The organism is Ensifer sp. LC163 (genome assembly GCF_001695855.1).
Classification (GTDB): Bacteria; Pseudomonadota; Alphaproteobacteria; order Rhizobiales; family Rhizobiaceae; genus Ensifer.
This window is the reverse complement of record NZ_MBSS01000068.1, coordinates 149,777-165,582: the sequence shown is the minus strand read 5'-3', so window position 1 is coordinate 165,582 and position 15,806 is coordinate 149,777. Positions and strand designations below refer to the sequence as shown.

Genomic DNA, 15,806 nt, shown 5'->3' with positions numbered 1-15,806 from the left:
GCGGCCCGCCGAGGTGGGACATGAGCGACTATCGCAACTTTTACGCCGGCCGCTTCGTCGAAGCGTCTTCCTCCAATCGGATCGATGTCAGGAACCCGGCGACCGGACAGGTCTTCACCTCCGTACCCGCGGCCACTGAGGCCGATGCCGTCGCCGCCGTCGAAGCCGCCAGGTCGGCGCAGCAGGCCTGGCGCATGCTACCGGCCATCGAGCGCGGCAATGCCTTGCGGCGCCTGGCCGACGCGCTCGTCAAGCGCGCCGACCGCATCGGCGCGGCGCTCGCCGCCGAATCCGGCAAGAGCTTCGCCGACGCAACCAGCGAGGTCGTCTACGGCGTCGAGTTGATGCGTTACCATGCCGAATGGGCGCGGCGCATCGAGGGTGAGGTCATCGAAAGCGACAACGCCGACGAAACACTCATTCTGCGCCGCGAGCCGATCGGCGTGGTCGCCTGCCTCATCCCCTTCAACTACCCGATCTACACGCTCGTGCGGAAGATCGCGCCGGCGCTGATTGCCGGCAATGCCGTCGTCGTGCGGCCGAGCAACAACACGCCCGCCTCAGCGCTCGTCTTCGCCGAAGCCGTGCTGGATGCGCAATTGCCGGCCGGCCTCTTCAACATCCTGACCATGGACCACGGCGTCGCCCGCACGCTCGCTACCCATCCGGCGGTCGGCATGATCACCCTGACCGGCAGCGTCGGCGCCGGCCAGACCGTGCTCGAATACTGCAAGGCCAACATCGCAAAGCCCTCGCTCGAACTTGGCGGCAAGACGCCCGTCATCGTCGAGCCCGATGCCGACATCGACGCCGTGGCGGCGATGATCGTTTCGGCAAAGACCACCCATTGCGGCCAGGTCTGCACGAGCGCCGAACGTCTTTATGTGCACGAGAGCGTGCATGACCGCCTGCTCGCCACGCTCAAGGCGGCTTTCATGGCCCGCGCGTTCGGCGACCGGTCGCACGATGCTTCCCGGATGGGCCCGCTCGCCAACGAGGCATCAAGGCAGCGTATCCACGCCATGGTGGAGCGCGCCCGCGCCGAGGGCGCCGTCGTCGAGGCGGGCGGCTTCCTGCCGCAAGGCGAAGGCTATTTCTATCCACCGACCCTGCTGTCCGGCTGCCGCCAGGATATGGAGATCGTGCGCGAAGAGGTGTTCGGCCCCGTGCTTGCGGTACTGCGCTACTCGGATTTCGACGAGGCGCTGGCGCTCGCGAGCGATCACCAGTTCGGCTTGAGTTCGGTGCTCTTCACCGAGAACTACCGCAAGGCCATGCGTGCCGCCGCGACCATCGAAGCGGGCGAACTCTATATCAACCGCTTCCCGGCCGATCCCTACCAGGGCTTCCATTCCGGCTGGAAAAAGTCCGGCCTCGGCGGCGACGACGGCAAGCACGGCATGCTGGAATTCACCCAGACCCGGCTCGTCATCCTGAAACACTGATCCGACTACACATGACCGGCCGGACCTTCTGAAAACCGGCCGGGGGAGGAAAACCGTGAGCACAACCCTCGAATCCGCAGCCACGAAGGCGGCGGGCGCGCGCGGGCGCTATCTGCAACTGACCCTGATCGCGATTGCCGCCGGCGCGATCTACCCGATCCTCTATCTTCGCCAGCCCTACCAGACCACGATGCTGGAGGTGCTGCTTCTCGCCTTCCTCCTGTCCGCCGTCAGCCTCATGGGCATGGTGCTGCTGCCCGGCATCGGCTCGACACCGGTGCTGATCGGCCTCATTCTCTTCGTCGGCCTGCTCACCTATGCGATCCGCGGGCTTTACTGGGCGATCCTCGACGATTGCAACGTCCCGGCCCATGTCACCGGCCTTGCGATCGGCATCATTTCCCTCATCGGCTATGCGCCCGACACCTATCTGCCGCTGGTCAACGGCTATCTTTCCGACCGCTATCCGGGCCTTGCCGGATACCAGTTCTACTTCAGCTATATTGCCGTCATCTGCCTGCTCGGCGCGGTCGCGACCGCGATCCTGATGACCCGTCTCAAGCAAAAGGGGTAATCCATGAAGCTCGTCTCCCTCACGACCCATGTCGTCGCCGTGCCCCCGCCGCATATCGGCGGCATGTACTGGATCTTCGTGCGCCTCCAAACCGATTGCGGCATCGAAGGCGTCGGCGAAATCTATGCGACCTCGTTCCATCCGAGCGCGATGACAGCGCTGATCGACGACGTGTTCGAGCGCCACCTGCTCGGGCACGATCCGCACCGCATCGAGCGCTTCTGGCGCTCGGCCTATTCGAGCGGCTTCACCCAGCGGCCAGACCCGACCATGATGGGCATCGTCTCCGGCCTCGAAATCGCCTGCTGGGACATCATCGGCAAGGCGGCCGGCCGTCCGGTCTCGGATCTCATCGGCGGCACGGTGCACGAGAAGCTTCGCGCCTACACCTATCTCTATCCGATCAACGCGGCTGGCGAATACGACTATGGCGACCCCGATCTTGCCGCCGAATGGGCCGTGAAGATGGTCGACATGGGCTTCACGGCGGTCAAGTTCGATCCCGCCGGCCCCTACACCAACTATTCCGGCCATCAACTGTCGCTGGGCGTGATGGACCGCTGCGAGGAATTCTGCCGCAAGATCCGCGGGGCCGTCGGCAGCAGCGCCGATCTCCTGTTCGGCACGCACGGCCAGATGGTGCCGTCCTCGGCAATCCGCCTCGCCCGTCGCCTCGAAAAATACGATCCGCTGTGGTTCGAGGAACCGGTACCGCCAGGGCAGGAGGCCGCCATGGCCGAGGTCGCCCGCGCGACGTCCATCCCGGTTTCGACCGGCGAGCGGCTGACGACCAAATACGAGTTCCAGCGCGTGCTCGAGTGCAAGGCCGCCTCCATCCTGCAGATGAACGTCGCGCGCGTCGGCGGTCTGCTCGAAGCCAAGAAGATCGCCGGCATGGCCGAGGCTTACTACGCGCAGATCGCCCCGCATCTGTATAACGGCCCGGTCGGCGCGGCGGCCAGCATCCAGCTTTCGGCGGCGACGCCCAATTTTCTCATCCATGAGGCAATCGTCGATTTCTCCGGCTTCCACGCCGAGGTGCTGAAGACCAAGCTCACCGTCGAGGACGGCTATATCATCCCCTCGCGCGAACCGGGGCTCGGCATCGAGCTGAACCTGGAGGTCGTTAAGCGCCACACGCCTTATACCGGCGAGCGGCTGCACCTGCAGATGGACAGCCAGCCCGCCGACGTAAAGGCGTTCGCGCCCGCGCGCGGCTGAGGGAGAGGCCATGACCTACGACTATATCATCGTTGGCGCGGGCTCGGCCGGCTGCATCCTCGCCAGCCGCCTCAGCCAGAGCGGCAGGCACAACGTCCTCCTGGTCGAGGCCGGCGGCAACGACAACTCCTTCTGGTTCAAGATCCCGGTCGGTTACTCGCGCAGCTACTACGATCCGCGCGTTAACTGGATGTACTACAGTGAGCCCGAAGCGCAGCTCCACGACCGGAGCATCTATGTGCCGCGCGGCAAGGTGCAAGGCGGTTCCGGCTCGATCAACGCCATGATCTTCGTTCGCGGCGCGCGCGAGGATTTCGACGACTGGTCGCGCGCCGGCAATCCCGGCTGGGCCTATGACGACGTCCTGCCCTATTTCCGCAAGCTGGAGACCCATGCGGGCGGTGCATCCCCCTGGCATGGCGGCAAGGGGCCGATCCACGTCACCCCCATGCGCGGGATGACCCACCGCATTACCGACGCGTTCCTGGAAAGCTGCCGCGCACTCGGCCTGCCGATGAACGAGGATTTCAACGGTGCCTCGATCGAGGGGGCCGGCGTCTACGACGTCAACACCAACCGAGGCCAGCGCTCCCATTCCAGTGCGGAATATCTGCGCCCGGCGCTCGGCCGCCCCAATCTTGTCATCGAGCGCGACACCCAGGTCGGGCGGCTGACCTTCGCCGCGGACGGGCGCGTCACCGGCATCGAGGTGCGGCAAGGTGGAGAAAAACGCATCTTCAGCGCCCGGAAAGAGGTGATCCTGGCGGCCGGCGCGGTCGGCAGCCCGCAGATCATGCAGCTCTCCGGCCTCGGCAATGGGGCCGCGCTCAAGGCGGTTGGCCTTGATGTGCGACGGCACCTGCCCGCGGTCGGGCAGAACATGCAGGATCATCTTTGCGCGAGCTACTATTACCGCGCGACGATCCCGACCCTCAACGGCGAATTCGGCAGTCTCTTCGGCCAGGCCAAGCTCGGCCTCCAGTATCTCCTGACCGGCAAAGGCCCCTTCGCCATGAGCGTCAACCAGGCCGGCGGCTTCTTCCGCGGCACCGGGGACGAAGCGCAGCCGAACATCCAGCTCTATTTCAACCCGCTCTCCTACCGCATTCCCAAGGATCCCAAGGCCGGACTGAAGCCGGAACCCTATCCCGGCTACCTGATCTGCTTCAATTCCTGCCGACCCGCCAGCCGGGGAAGCGTCGCGATCACCTCCGCCGATCCGCGCACTGCGCCGGAGATCCGCCCGAACTATCTTTCGGCGAACAGGGATATCGAGGAAGTCGTGCAGGGAAGCCGGCTGGTGCGCAGGATCGCCTCCGCCTCGGCCCTCTCGACCGTCACCGCCGAGGAAGTCTCGCCTGGACCCTCGCTTGACAGCGACGAGGCGCTTATTGACTATTTCCGCGAGAATTCCGGTTCGATCTATCACCTGTGCGGCACCTGCGCGATGGGACCGGACGAACAGGCGTCGGTCGTCGACGCACAGCTCAAGGTGCACGGCATCGAAGGCCTGCGCATCGTCGACGCGTCCATCTTCCCGAAGATCACTGCCGGCAACATCAACGCACCCACCATGATGGTCGCCGAAAAGGGCGCCGATCTCATTCTGCGGGACGCAGCGTAGGTGATATTGAACCGCAGCGGGTTTGGCGGAGGCTCCAAGTCATGAGAAAGTGGAGCCGATATGAGCAAGACGAGGAGCAAGGTTTCGCCTGAAGTCCGAGACCGCGCCGTCCTGTTGATGGCGGCGGCTTCGTGCACCATGGACAGGGGCGTTCAATTTTCTCCGCTACGCCGGCACCTCGGGCTCCGCTGAGCAATGTCGTCCCCCGCTGACGGCCCGGCCATTCATGGCGGAGACACACTTTCACGGGCATTTCGCCGAATGGTCTGGGGTGGCTGTCCGAGCGTGCGAAGAAAAGCGCGACGCATGCGATCACGATCGGCAAAGCCGGTTTCCTCTGCGATCACATCCATGGAGTGGCGACCTTGCTCCATCATCATCCGTGCCGCCTCGACGCGAAGATGCTCCACGGCCTTGGCCGGTGACTGTCCCGTCTCGCCTCGGAAGGCTCTGCTGAACTGACGCGCACTCAGCCCTGCTGCATCCGCCAACTGTTCCACTGACAACAGGCTGCGCAGATTGGCCTTGGCGTATTCGATCGATCTCTGAATCCGGTCTGACTTGGGCTCCAGGTCGAGCAATGCGGAGAACTGCGATTGCCCGCCGGCACGCCGATGATAGACCACCAACTTGCGCGCGACGGAGCGGGCGACGTCCTGACCATGGTCCTTCTCGATCATCGCCAGGGCCAGGTCGATGCTCGCTGTCATTCCGGCAGACGTCCAAACGTTGCCGTCGACGATGAAGATGCGATCCTCCTCGACCCTTACGCCAGGGAAATGCTCCTGGAGTTGGCGCGCAAAGGCCCAATGCGTCGTCGCACGACGTCCATCCAGCAAACCCGATTCCGCCAGAACGAAGGCGCCGGTACAGGGCGCGGCAACGCGCCGCGAGGATTGCAGCGACCGACGCGCGAATTCGAGCAGTCCCGGCGTCATCGGCTCAATGGTCGAACCTGCGCCAAACATCACCGTGTCATAGGCGGTGTCGTCAAAGGCTTTGGTGATGACACCGAAACCAGCCGATGACTTGATCTCGCCACCGGTCTCCGAGAGCAGTTCGATACCGTAGACAGGTTCCTCGAACTCGAGGTTGGCCATCTCGAAGGCTGTTACCGCCGCGAAGCCCATGAGCTGGAATTTTGGAAATATGACGAAACCGATCTTGTGCATGGCGACATCCCGTCCCGAATTGCTGTATGTAGCACATTCGCGCCAAGACAAATACCCACAGCATATGGAATTCGATCACTCCGGTCACGGGCTGACACAGGGGACGGATGATGCCGACCCCCATCAACAGGACCCTGACCACCCAAACGAAATTCACTGACGATCCGGCCAATTCCGCATTCTCATGCAACGTGGACGTTACCCAGATCGAAGCCCTCCATGGGCTGCGATGATGCGCTTGAGAAGGTCGGGCCGGTTCCTACTCTTCGGGAAGCGGCGCGCCTCACGGGGAACACACGCCGCATCGTTGTTCCTGGTCCGCCGCCGCTTTATTCGCTTGGCCCGGCGCAATATCGGGCCGCGGGCACGCTCAGGGAAAGGTTCGGCATGAGTTTCTGGCGCGCTGCTTCATAGGCCGCCCAATCGCCTGCGTCCGGCAGCGAGGGAATAGTGACCAACTCGCCCAGATCGAGGCCGACCAGCGCGGCATTGACCATTTCCTTGGCGGGCATCACGATCTCGCTCGGCACATGCTCGAGGGGCGTACCGGCAATACCCCAGAAATCGGTCGCCGTCGCACCCGGGAGCACTGCCTGGATGCGGATGTTCTTGTCGGCTAGTTCTTTGTGGAGCGACAAGGTGAAGGCCAGGACGAAGGCCTTGGTCCCGCCGTACACGCCGTTCAGTACCTCTGGTGCGAGACCGACGATAGAGGCGATGTTGATGATCGTGCCGGTGCGACGCGCTACGAAGCCGGGAACCGCTGCATAGGTCAATCGCGTCAGCGCGTTGACGTTCAGCGTGATCATCTCTTCCATCTTATCGACATCGGACGCCAGCAATGGGGCAGTCGCGCCGATGCCCGCATTGTTGACCAATATGGTGATGCTGGCGTCGGTCTGCAGCAGTTTCTCCACGAGCCGGAGATCCGCCTTGTCTGCGAGGTCCGCCGCGACGACTTCGACAGCGCGGCCGGTCTCGTCGGTCAGGCGCTTGGCCAATTCGTCGAGGCGCGCCCGATTGCGCGCCACGAGGATGAGATCATAGCCCCTGTGCGCCAGGCGATCGGCATAGATCGCGCCAATGCCTGAGGATGCGCCGGTGATCAGCGCGGTACCTTTCGAATTGTGGGTCATTGCAAACTCCGTTCCCTTGCATCTGGAGCCCCATAGTAGGTCGAAAGGTCAATGTCTCAAATGTCATATATCCAGCGATTTCGGACACAGCCGGCGAGCGGTGGCGCTACAGCGCCGCGCGTCTATTTAGACGCGCAAAGGTCGCTGTAACATTTTGAGTTGCTGCATAATTTTGTCCTTAAATCGTTTCCGATTTAAGGAATTATGCGGTTGCGTCACACGCAAAGTCGCAATTCGCCGTGAACTCACGGTGAATTGGCATGGCGCCATGGCGTCTGGCCGCAATCGTCGTGATCGCGCCGCTGATCTCCGGCGTCGCACGTTGCCTGAAGGCAGACTTGCAAGTCAAATCCGCGGCTGCGAAGCCTGACATTGCCGGATCACCTGCACAGACAGGAGATCGTTCACGAGCCTGACAACAGGGTCCGCGTCAACGGATGTCCGGCGTCAACAAGGCCATCAATGACGCTAAAGTGGTGCCTATCCGGTTCGATGACCGCAGCCGTTGTCGCGCCCAGTCCCGTCCAGATATTGGCAAGCAGTGCATTCTGGCGCAGGAATTCCGCGCGCTCGCCGCCGCCAGCCCAGCAGGTGATGCGGGCATTTCGCATCGGCCGCAGCAGCGCCGGGCTCTCCGACAGCGCCTCGGCTTCATCGATCGCAAGTCTCTCGTTCATTGCGGTCGACATGATAGGGCGCAGGTCATGCACGCCCGAGATCGAGACGACGTTGCGGATGCGCGCCTGCACATCAGGCGAAAGCGGCGAGGTCGCCGTGATCATTCGGCTGACGAGATGGCCGCCTGCCGAATGGCCGGTCAGCATCAGCGGCCCGTCGACCAGCTTCGCCGCCTCGGTGATTGCTGTCGCGACTTCTTCGACAATGCCTGCGATGCGAATTTCGGGGCAAAGCGTGTAGGAAGGCATGGCGACGGCGTAGCCGCTATCGACCGCACCGGCAGCCAGATCGGACCAGAAGCTCTTGTCGAGCTGCAGCCAGAATCCGCCGTGTACGAAGACGACCAGACCCTTGGCCGAACCTTGAGGGAGAAAGAGGTCCATGCGGTTTCTCGGGCGCTCGCCATAGGCAAGGTCGAGTTTCGCGCGCCCGGCTGCCGAGAGGGCGTTGCGGAATGCTTCGGCGGGCTTGACCCACGCCTCCGGCCAGCGGTCGCCGCGCGCGATGTTCGAGCCGTTGGCATAAGCGTCGTTCCAGTCGGAAACGCGGTGTTCCAGCATCGATGCAATTCTCCCTCTGATGTCTCCTCAGGCATAGCAATCGCCCGCCCCACCGGGAAACGCAATGCGTCGTCCGAAAAAAAACTTTAGGCTTGAAATAATTTTTGACCGGTGCGATGCTGCCCCATGTTCAGCCGAGAAGTGGAGGTCTCGCTGTGCCAATCACAATCATTGGCGTCGCCCTCGCGACGACGCACGCTGTCGGTAACGGTGCGGCAGGAATACCCGTGCCCGACTTGACCGGCAGGGATCCGCACGACCGCAAGACTTTCAGCCGGCTTTGAAAATGCCTGAGCAACAGGCAGGAACTGAACAAGGGAACAGCCGCCACATGCTTGGACCGACTTCGCACGTCGATACGTTCACCCGTGACCATCTGCCACCACCGGAAGAATGGCCGGACTTCCTTCTCGAAGGCTTCGACTATCCGGACCATCTCAACGCCGCCGTCGAACTGACGGACGCCATGGTCGCCAAGGGTTTTGGCGACCATACCGCCCTGATCGGCAACGGTCGCCGCCGAACCTACAAGGAACTGTCCGACTGGACGAACCGGCTGGCCCATGCGCTTGTCGAGAATTACGGCGTCAGGCCCGGCAACCGCGTGCTCATCCGCTCCGCCAACAACCCCGCCATGGTCGCCTGTTGGCTGGCGGCCACCAAGGCCGGAGCCGTCGTCGTCAACACCATGCCGATGCTCAGAGCCGGAGAGATGACCAAGATCATCGACAAGGCCGAGATCAGCCTGGCGCTCTGCGACACGCGTCTGATGGACGAGATGACCGCCTGCGCAAAGGGCAGCCGTTACCTGAAACAGGTCGTCAGTTTCGACGGGACAGCGAACCACGACGCCGAGCTCGACCGGATCGCACTCGACAAGTCGGTCGTCTTCGAGGCGGTGCGAACGGGACGGGACGACGTGGCGCTTCTCGGCTTCACCTCGGGCACGACCGGGATCCCGAAGGCGACCATGCACTTCCATCGCGATCTGATGATGATCGCAGACGGCTATGCCAGAGAAGTCCTGGGGGTCACACCCGACGATATCTTCGTCGGCTCGCCGCCGCTTGCCTTTACCTTTGGTCTCGGCGGCCTTGCGATCTTCCCCTTGCGCTTCGGGGCGGCGGCAACGCTCCTCGAGCATGCGACGCCTGCAAACATGGTGGAGATCATCGAGACATACAGAGCAACGATCTCGTTCACCGCTCCGACTGCCTATCGGGCAATGATGAAGGCGATGGACAACGGTGCGGACCTTTCATCCCTGCGGGTGGCGATCTCGGCGGGCGAAACGCTGCCGGGTCCGGTCTTCGAGGAGTGGACGCACAAAACCGGGAAGCCGATCCTCGACGGGATCGGCGCGACCGAAATGCTGCACATCTTCATTTCCAACCGCTTCGAGGACCGCAAGGCCGCCTCGACCGGAAAGCCCGTCAGTGGCTACGAGGCGAGGATCGTCGACGACGAGATGCGCGAAGTTCCCCGCGGCACGATCGGCAGGCTTGCGGTGCGCGGTCCGACCGGCTGCCGCTACATGGCCGATGCCCGCCAGCGCGACTATGTCCGCAACGGCTGGAACCTGACTGGCGATGCCTTCTACCAGGACGAGGACGGCTTTTTCCACTTCGCTGCCCGATCGGACGACATGATCATTACCGCCGGCTACAATATTGCCGGCCCCGAGGTCGAGGCGGCCTTGATCTCGCACCCTGAGGTCGCGGAGTGCGCCGTGGTCGGCGCACCCGACGCCGAGCGCGGCCAGATTGTCGAGGCCTATGTCGTGCTGACATCAGGCGTGTCGGCAGACGACGCGACGGTCAAGCGCTTGCAGGACCACGTGAAGGCGACGATCGCGCCCTACAAATATCCGCGTTCGGTAAAGTTCCTGGACTGCTTGCCGAAGACGGCAACAGGCAAGATCCAGCGGTTCCGATTGCGGTCGGAGAACTGAAGATGAGCAGCTCATACGATCCTTCGAAGGAAGGCGCCCAGATGTCGTTCAAGGGACGCATGTCCTACAGCGACTATCTCATGCTGGAGAAGGTGCTCGACGCACAAGAGCCGCTCTCGAATGCCCATGACGAGATGCTGTTCATCATTCAGCATCAGACCTCTGAGCTTTGGATGAAGCTCGCTCTGCACGAGATCTACGCCGCGGTGCGATCGATCCGCGAGGATCGGCTCGAACCGGCCTTCAAGATGCTGACGCGGGTCGCGCGCATTTTCGAGCAGTTGAACAGCGCCTGGGACGTTCTCCGCACGATGACGCCGAGCGAATACACGCAGTTCCGCGAGTCGCTTGGTCAATCCTCCGGCTTCCAGTCGTGGCAGTACCGGGCGATCGAATTCCTCGCCGGCAATCGCAACGTCGCCATGCTCGGACCGCACGCGCATCGCCCCGACATCATGGAAAAGCTGGAGGCTATCCTGGCCGCGCCATCGCTCTACGACGAAGCGATCCGGCTTCTTGCGCGCAACGGGTTCGATGTCGGTGAGGAAGCCGACAAGGCCGATTGGCGCGAAACGCGCAAGGAAAGCGACAAGGTCTTCACCGCCTGGCAGACCGTCTATCGTGATCCGGAGCGCTATTGGATGCTCTATGAGCTTGCCGAGAAATTGGTCGACTTCGAGGATTACTTCCGCCGATGGCGTTTCAACCACGTCACGACCGTCGAACGCATCATCGGCATGAAGCGCGGAACCGGAGGAACATCCGGCGCGTCCTATCTCAAGAAGATGCTTGAAGTGGAACTCTTCCCCGAGCTCTGGCATGTGCGTACAGGTCTCTGATAGAACGCAATTTAAAAGGGAACCCATAAGAGGAGAACAGCATGAACCGCATTCTGGCAGCGAGCCTTCTTGGCCTCTCGCTTGCAACGTCGAGCCTTGCCCACGCCGAGCCGGTGAAGATCGGTGTCATCACCACGCTTTCGGGCGGCGGCGCCGGTCTTGGCATCGACATGCGCGACGCATTCACGCTTGCGATCAAGCAATCGGGCAACAAGGACGTGGAACTGGTGATCGAGGACGATGCCCAGAAGCCGGAACTTGCGGTGCAGATCGCCGAGAAGATGATCCAGGGCGACAAGGTCGACCTCATGACCGGGATCATCTGGTCGAACCTCGCGATGGCCGTCGTGCCGAACACGGTCGCGCAGGATGTGATCTATCTCTCGCCCAATGCCGGTCCCTCGGCGCTTGCCGGTGCGAACTGCAACCCGAACTATTTCAACGTCGCCTATCAGAACGACAATTTCCATGAGGCGATGGGGCAGTACGCCAACAAGGACTACAAGAACGCCTTCATCCTGGCGCCCAACTATCCGGCCGGGAAGGATGCGTTGACCGGCTTCAAGCGGTATTACAAGGGCGACCTTGCCGGCGAGATCTACACGCAGGTCGGCCAGACGGACTATGCTGCCGAGATCGCCCAGATCCGCGCTTCGGGCGCCGACTCGGTCTATTTCTTCCTTCCCGGCGGCATGGGCATCGCCTTCATGAAGCAATATGCCCAATCGGGCGTCGGCATCCCGGTCATGGGTCCCGGTTTCTCCTTCAGCCAGGACGTTCTGCCGGCGATCGGCGACGCAGCGCTCGGCGTCAAGAACTCGGCGACCTGGTCCAAGGACCTCGACAACGAGGCCAACAAGAAGTTCGTCGAGGCCTTCAAGGCCGAGTACAAGCGTCTTCCGTCGATCTACGCGGCGCAAAGCTGGGATACGGCAAACCTGATCCTCGCCGCGCTTTCGAAGGCGAGCGTCAAGGACAAGGACGCCTTCCGTACGGCTCTCAAGGCGGCGGATTTCAAGTCCGTCCGCGGTGAGTTCGCCTTCAACAACAACAACCACCCGATCCAGAACATCTATGTCCGCGAGGTGGTGAAGGAAGACGACGGCGCCCTGACCAACCGGATCATCGCGACCGCCTTCGAAGATCACAAGGACGCCTACGCCGAGAAGTGCGGGATGTAACGTTTCGCACACGTTGTCACCGGGTGTTCGGCTGCAACGCCGGCATCCGGTCGATGATCCATGTCCTCCTGATATGAAGCTTGGACCGGTCCCTTGTTCACCGCACTCCTGATCGAACAACTGCTCAACGGGCTTCAACTCGGTGTGATGCTGTTTTTGATGGCCGCCGGCCTGACCCTGATTTTCGGCGTCATGGGCCTGATCAACCTTGCCCATGGCTCGCTCTATATGATCGGCGCCTTCGCCTGCGCCACGGTCGCAGCCGCGACCGGCTCCTTCTGGATCGGCCTGATTGCCAGTCTCGCGGCCGCCGCCGGTGTCGGGGCGATCATAGAGGTCGCCGTCATCCGCAGGCTCTACGACCGTGATCATCTCGATCAGGTGCTCGCCACCTTTGCACTGATCCTGATCCTGTCCGAAGGCGCGCGCTGGCTCTTCGGTTCGTTCCCGCTCTATCTCGACATTCCGCCCTTGCTTCAGGGAGCGGTTCCCCTGCCCGGCGGCGGCCAGTATCAGCTCTATCGCCTGGCGATCATCGGCGTCGGCATCGCCGTGGCCGTCGGCCTCTATCTGCTGATCTCCGGGACCCGGCTCGGCATGCGCATTCGCGCTGGCGAATCCGACCGCGAGATGATCGGTGCGCTCGGTGTCGACATCGGCACCCTCTATACGGTCGTCTTTGCACTCGGCGCAGCACTTGCAGGCCTTGCAGGCGCACTGGTCGGCGCGCTCCAGTCGGTGCAGGTCGGAATGGGCGAACCGGTCCTCATCCTCGCTTTCGTCGTCATCGTCATCGGCGGCATCGGCTCGATCAAGGGCGCCCTCGTCGGGGCCGTGATCGTCGGCGTGGTCGACACGATGGGCCGCTTCCTGCTTCCCTCGATGCTCGCGCTCGCCATGCCCGCGTCGCAGGCGACCACGATCGGCGCGGCGCTGGCCTCGATGCTGATCTATGTCGTCATGGCGCTCATCCTCGCCTTCAGGCCGAGCGGCCTGTTTTCGGCACAGTCGTGAGGTCCCGATGAGCCGCGAAACCACAATCAATCTGCTGTTTGCCCTGCTGCTCCTCGGTGCACCGCTTCTGGCCGCCGGCATGGGCGAACCCTTCTACGTGACGCTCGCGACCCGCGTCGTCGTCCTAGCGCTTGCCGCCGTCGGCCTCAACCTCGCGCTCGGGCTCGGCGGACTGCTTTCCTTCGGACACGCGGCCTTCTTCGGCCTCGGCGGCTATGTCGCCGGCATCCTCGCAACCCACGCCTTCAATGCCGAACCGCTCATCGCCGGCATTCCGGCAACGACGTCGATGCCGCTCATCTGGATCACGGCGGTAGTCGTCGCAGGCCTCGTCGCCCTGCCGATCGGTGCCATCAGCCTGCGCACATCAGGCGTCTATTTCATCATGATCACGCTCGCCTTCGCGCAGATGATCTACTATTTCGCGATTTCCTGGCCGGCCTACGGCGGCGAGGACGGCCTGTCCCTGTCGGTGCGCAACGCCTTTCCCGGCGTCAACACCGCCAAGCCCTTGCCCTATTTCCTGATCTGCTATGCCGCGCTCATGGCCGCACTTCTGTTGTTCCGCGTGGTCGAGGGGTCGCGCTTCGGCAGCGCCCTGCAGGCGGCGAGACAGAACGGCACGCGCCTAGCGGCAGTCGGCATCGAACCCTTCAACATCCGGCTCGTCGCCTTTGCCGTCTCCGCCATGATCACCGGGCTCGCCGGCGCGCTCTATGCCGACCTCAATCGCTTCGTCGGCCCCTCGATGATGTCCTGGCACATGTCGGGCGAACTGATCGTCCTGATCATCCTCGGCGGCAAGGGGCGGTTGTTCGGCCCTGTCGCCGGCGCGATGATCTTCGTCCTCTTCGAGTATGTGCTCGGCGGCATCACCGAGCGCTGGCAATTCTTCCTAGGCCTCATCCTGCTCGGCATCGTGCTCTTTGCGCGCGGCGGGTTGCTGGGTCTGCTCTCGGGAAAGCCGCGTCATGTCTGAGCCAGTTCTTGAAATCCGCGATCTCAGAAAATCATTCGGCGCGCTCAAGGCGACCGACGGGGTCAGCCTTGAGCTTCACCCGGGGCAGATCCACGCGCTGATCGGACCCAACGGTGCGGGGAAGAGCACGCTCATCCATCAGATCGCCGGTTCGCTCAGGGCCGACAGCGGCACGATCCGCTTTCTCGGCCAGGACATAGGCGGGCTCGACATGGCCGCTCGCGCCCGGCTCGGTCTCGCGCGCAGCTTTCAGATTTCCTCGCTTGCACAGGAGTTTTCCGCGCTGCGCAACGTCATGCTGGCGGTGCAGGCGCGGCAAGGCAGCAGCTTCCGCTTCTTACGCCAGGTGACGGACGACAAGGACCTGACCGAACCGGCCATGGCGATGCTGGAGCGCGTCGACCTCGCCGCACGCGCTCATGTGCCGGCGGCGGAACTCTCCCACGGCGAGCGTCGCCAGCTCGAAATCGCCATCGCGCTGGCGCTTTCGCCGAAGGCCTTTCTCTTCGACGAACCGATGGCCGGCATGGGGCCGGAGGGCTCGAAGCGGCTGACGTCATTCCTCGACGGCTTGCGCCACGAAGCGCCGATGCTGCTGGTGGAACACGACATGGACGCGGTCTTTGCGCTCGCGGACCGGATATCCGTGTTCGTCTATGGCCGCATCATCGCCACAGGCACGGTCGACGAAATCCGCGGCGACCCGGAAGTTCGCCGCGCCTATCTGGGAGAAGCCGCGTGACGCTCCTCGAACTGAAAGGCCTGGAGACATTCTACGGCGCTTCCCAGGCGCTCTTCGGCGTCAATCTCGATGTGCGAGAGGGAGAAGTGGTAGCCCTCATGGGCCGCAACGGCATGGGCAAGACGACAACAATCAACTCGATCCTCGGCCTCGTGCGCCCGCGCGCCGGCGCGATCAGCTTTGCGGGCAAGGCGATCTCAGGCATGCGGCCGCATCGCATCGCCAGGCTCGGTCTCGGCCTCGTGCCCGAGGGACGGCGCTGCTTTCCCAATCTCACCGTCATGGAGAACCTCGTTGCCACTGCCCGCGGCAGCGAATGGACATTCGAGAAGGTGGTCGCGCTCTTTCCCCGCCTCGGCGAGCGGCGCGATCAATATGCCAACACGCTGTCGGGCGGCGAGCAGCAGATGCTTGCCATCGGCCGGGCGCTGATGACCAACCCCAGCCTGCTCATTCTCGACGAAGCAACCGAGGGGCTGGCGCCGGTGATCCGGCAGGACATCTGGTCGGCGATCCGGACGCTCAAGGCAGCCGGCCAGTCGATCCTCGTCGTCGACAAGACGCTTTCGGAATTGCTGCCCGTGGCCGATCGCTGCTTCGTCCTGGAGAAGGGCGCGACGGTGTTCGAGGGGGCACCGACAGCGCTGACGTCGGCGGTCCAGGACCGCTATCTCGGCGTCTGAGCTTTTG

The 15,806-nt window shown here is 63.1% G+C and carries 14 protein-coding genes; 11 read left to right on the top strand and 3 right to left on the bottom strand.

Translation table 11 applies throughout. From position 1 onward, the window contains the following. Positions 1-20 precede the first annotated feature (20 nt). Genes aldA through BC360_RS30145 form a run of 4 tightly spaced genes read left to right on the top strand, consistent with a single transcriptional unit; the run spans position 21 to position 4,864 of the window. A complete protein-coding gene (gene aldA, locus BC360_RS30160; RefSeq protein ID WP_065797955.1) occupies positions 21-1,445 on the top strand; it encodes an aldehyde dehydrogenase in 1,425 nt (474 codons plus the stop codon). A gap of 55 nt (positions 1,446-1,500) precedes the next feature. Continuing rightward, positions 1,501-2,019, top strand: coding sequence for a hypothetical protein (locus tag BC360_RS30155; protein WP_065797954.1), 519 nt, complete (start codon positions 1,501-1,503; stop codon positions 2,017-2,019). 3 nt (positions 2,020-2,022) lie between these two features. Continuing rightward, the gene (locus BC360_RS30150) at positions 2,023-3,240 is read left to right on the top strand and encodes a mandelate racemase/muconate lactonizing enzyme family protein (RefSeq protein ID WP_065787072.1); all 1,218 of its coding nucleotides are present in this window, start codon (positions 2,023-2,025) and stop codon (positions 3,238-3,240) included. Between the two features lie 10 nt (positions 3,241-3,250). Next, on the top strand, positions 3,251-4,864 hold the full coding sequence (locus tag BC360_RS30145; RefSeq protein ID WP_065797953.1) for a GMC family oxidoreductase: 1,614 nt from the start codon (positions 3,251-3,253) through the stop codon (positions 4,862-4,864). Between the two features lie 224 nt (positions 4,865-5,088). Here the strand turns inward: BC360_RS30145 and BC360_RS30140 are convergent, their stop codons facing one another. From BC360_RS30140 to BC360_RS30130, 3 genes are all read right to left on the bottom strand, one after another. Continuing rightward, complete coding sequence (locus BC360_RS30140; RefSeq protein ID WP_065797952.1) at positions 5,089-6,036, bottom strand: GlxA family transcriptional regulator; 948 nt, start codon at positions 6,034-6,036, stop codon at positions 5,089-5,091. 329 nt (positions 6,037-6,365) lie between these two features. Beyond that, positions 6,366-7,172, bottom strand: a complete 807-nt coding sequence (locus BC360_RS30135; RefSeq protein WP_065797951.1) for an SDR family NAD(P)-dependent oxidoreductase — start codon at positions 7,170-7,172, stop codon at positions 6,366-6,368. A gap of 404 nt (positions 7,173-7,576) precedes the next feature. Then, entirely contained in the window at positions 7,577-8,410 is an 834-nt protein-coding gene (locus tag BC360_RS30130; protein WP_065785625.1) for an alpha/beta hydrolase, read from the bottom strand. Between the two features lie 331 nt (positions 8,411-8,741). On the opposite strand from BC360_RS30130, the gene BC360_RS30125 reads away from it, so the two are divergent. The 7 genes from BC360_RS30125 (at position 8,742) to BC360_RS30095 (ending at position 15,799) form a co-directional block, all read left to right on the top strand. Continuing rightward, a complete protein-coding gene (locus BC360_RS30125; protein WP_065797950.1) occupies positions 8,742-10,361 on the top strand; it encodes a benzoate-CoA ligase family protein in 1,620 nt (539 codons plus the stop codon). 2 nt (positions 10,362-10,363) lie between these two features. Continuing rightward, complete coding sequence (gene kynA / locus BC360_RS30120) at positions 10,364-11,200, top strand: tryptophan 2,3-dioxygenase (RefSeq protein WP_065797949.1); 837 nt, start codon at positions 10,364-10,366, stop codon at positions 11,198-11,200. 41 nt (positions 11,201-11,241) lie between these two features. Continuing rightward, positions 11,242-12,381: an ABC transporter substrate-binding protein gene (locus BC360_RS30115; protein WP_065797948.1), complete on the top strand. Its 1,140-nt coding sequence runs from the start codon at positions 11,242-11,244 to the stop codon at positions 12,379-12,381. 93 nt (positions 12,382-12,474) lie between these two features. Continuing rightward, the gene (locus BC360_RS30110; protein WP_065785629.1) at positions 12,475-13,395 is read left to right on the top strand and encodes a branched-chain amino acid ABC transporter permease; all 921 of its coding nucleotides are present in this window, start codon (positions 12,475-12,477) and stop codon (positions 13,393-13,395) included. 7 nt (positions 13,396-13,402) lie between these two features. Then, complete coding sequence (locus tag BC360_RS30105; RefSeq protein WP_065797947.1) at positions 13,403-14,374, top strand: branched-chain amino acid ABC transporter permease; 972 nt, start codon at positions 13,403-13,405, stop codon at positions 14,372-14,374. Further along, positions 14,367-15,116 carry an ABC transporter ATP-binding protein gene (locus BC360_RS30100; RefSeq protein ID WP_065797946.1) on the top strand — a complete coding sequence of 250 codons (750 nt, stop codon included), beginning with the start codon at positions 14,367-14,369 and terminating at the stop codon, positions 15,114-15,116. Before BC360_RS30105 ends, BC360_RS30100 begins: the two co-directional genes overlap by 8 nt. Beyond that, positions 15,113-15,799, top strand: a complete 687-nt coding sequence (locus BC360_RS30095) for an ABC transporter ATP-binding protein (protein ID WP_065797945.1) — start codon at positions 15,113-15,115, stop codon at positions 15,797-15,799. The genes BC360_RS30100 and BC360_RS30095 overlap by 4 nt, the downstream gene beginning before the upstream one ends. Positions 15,800-15,806: the final 7 nt, after the last annotated feature.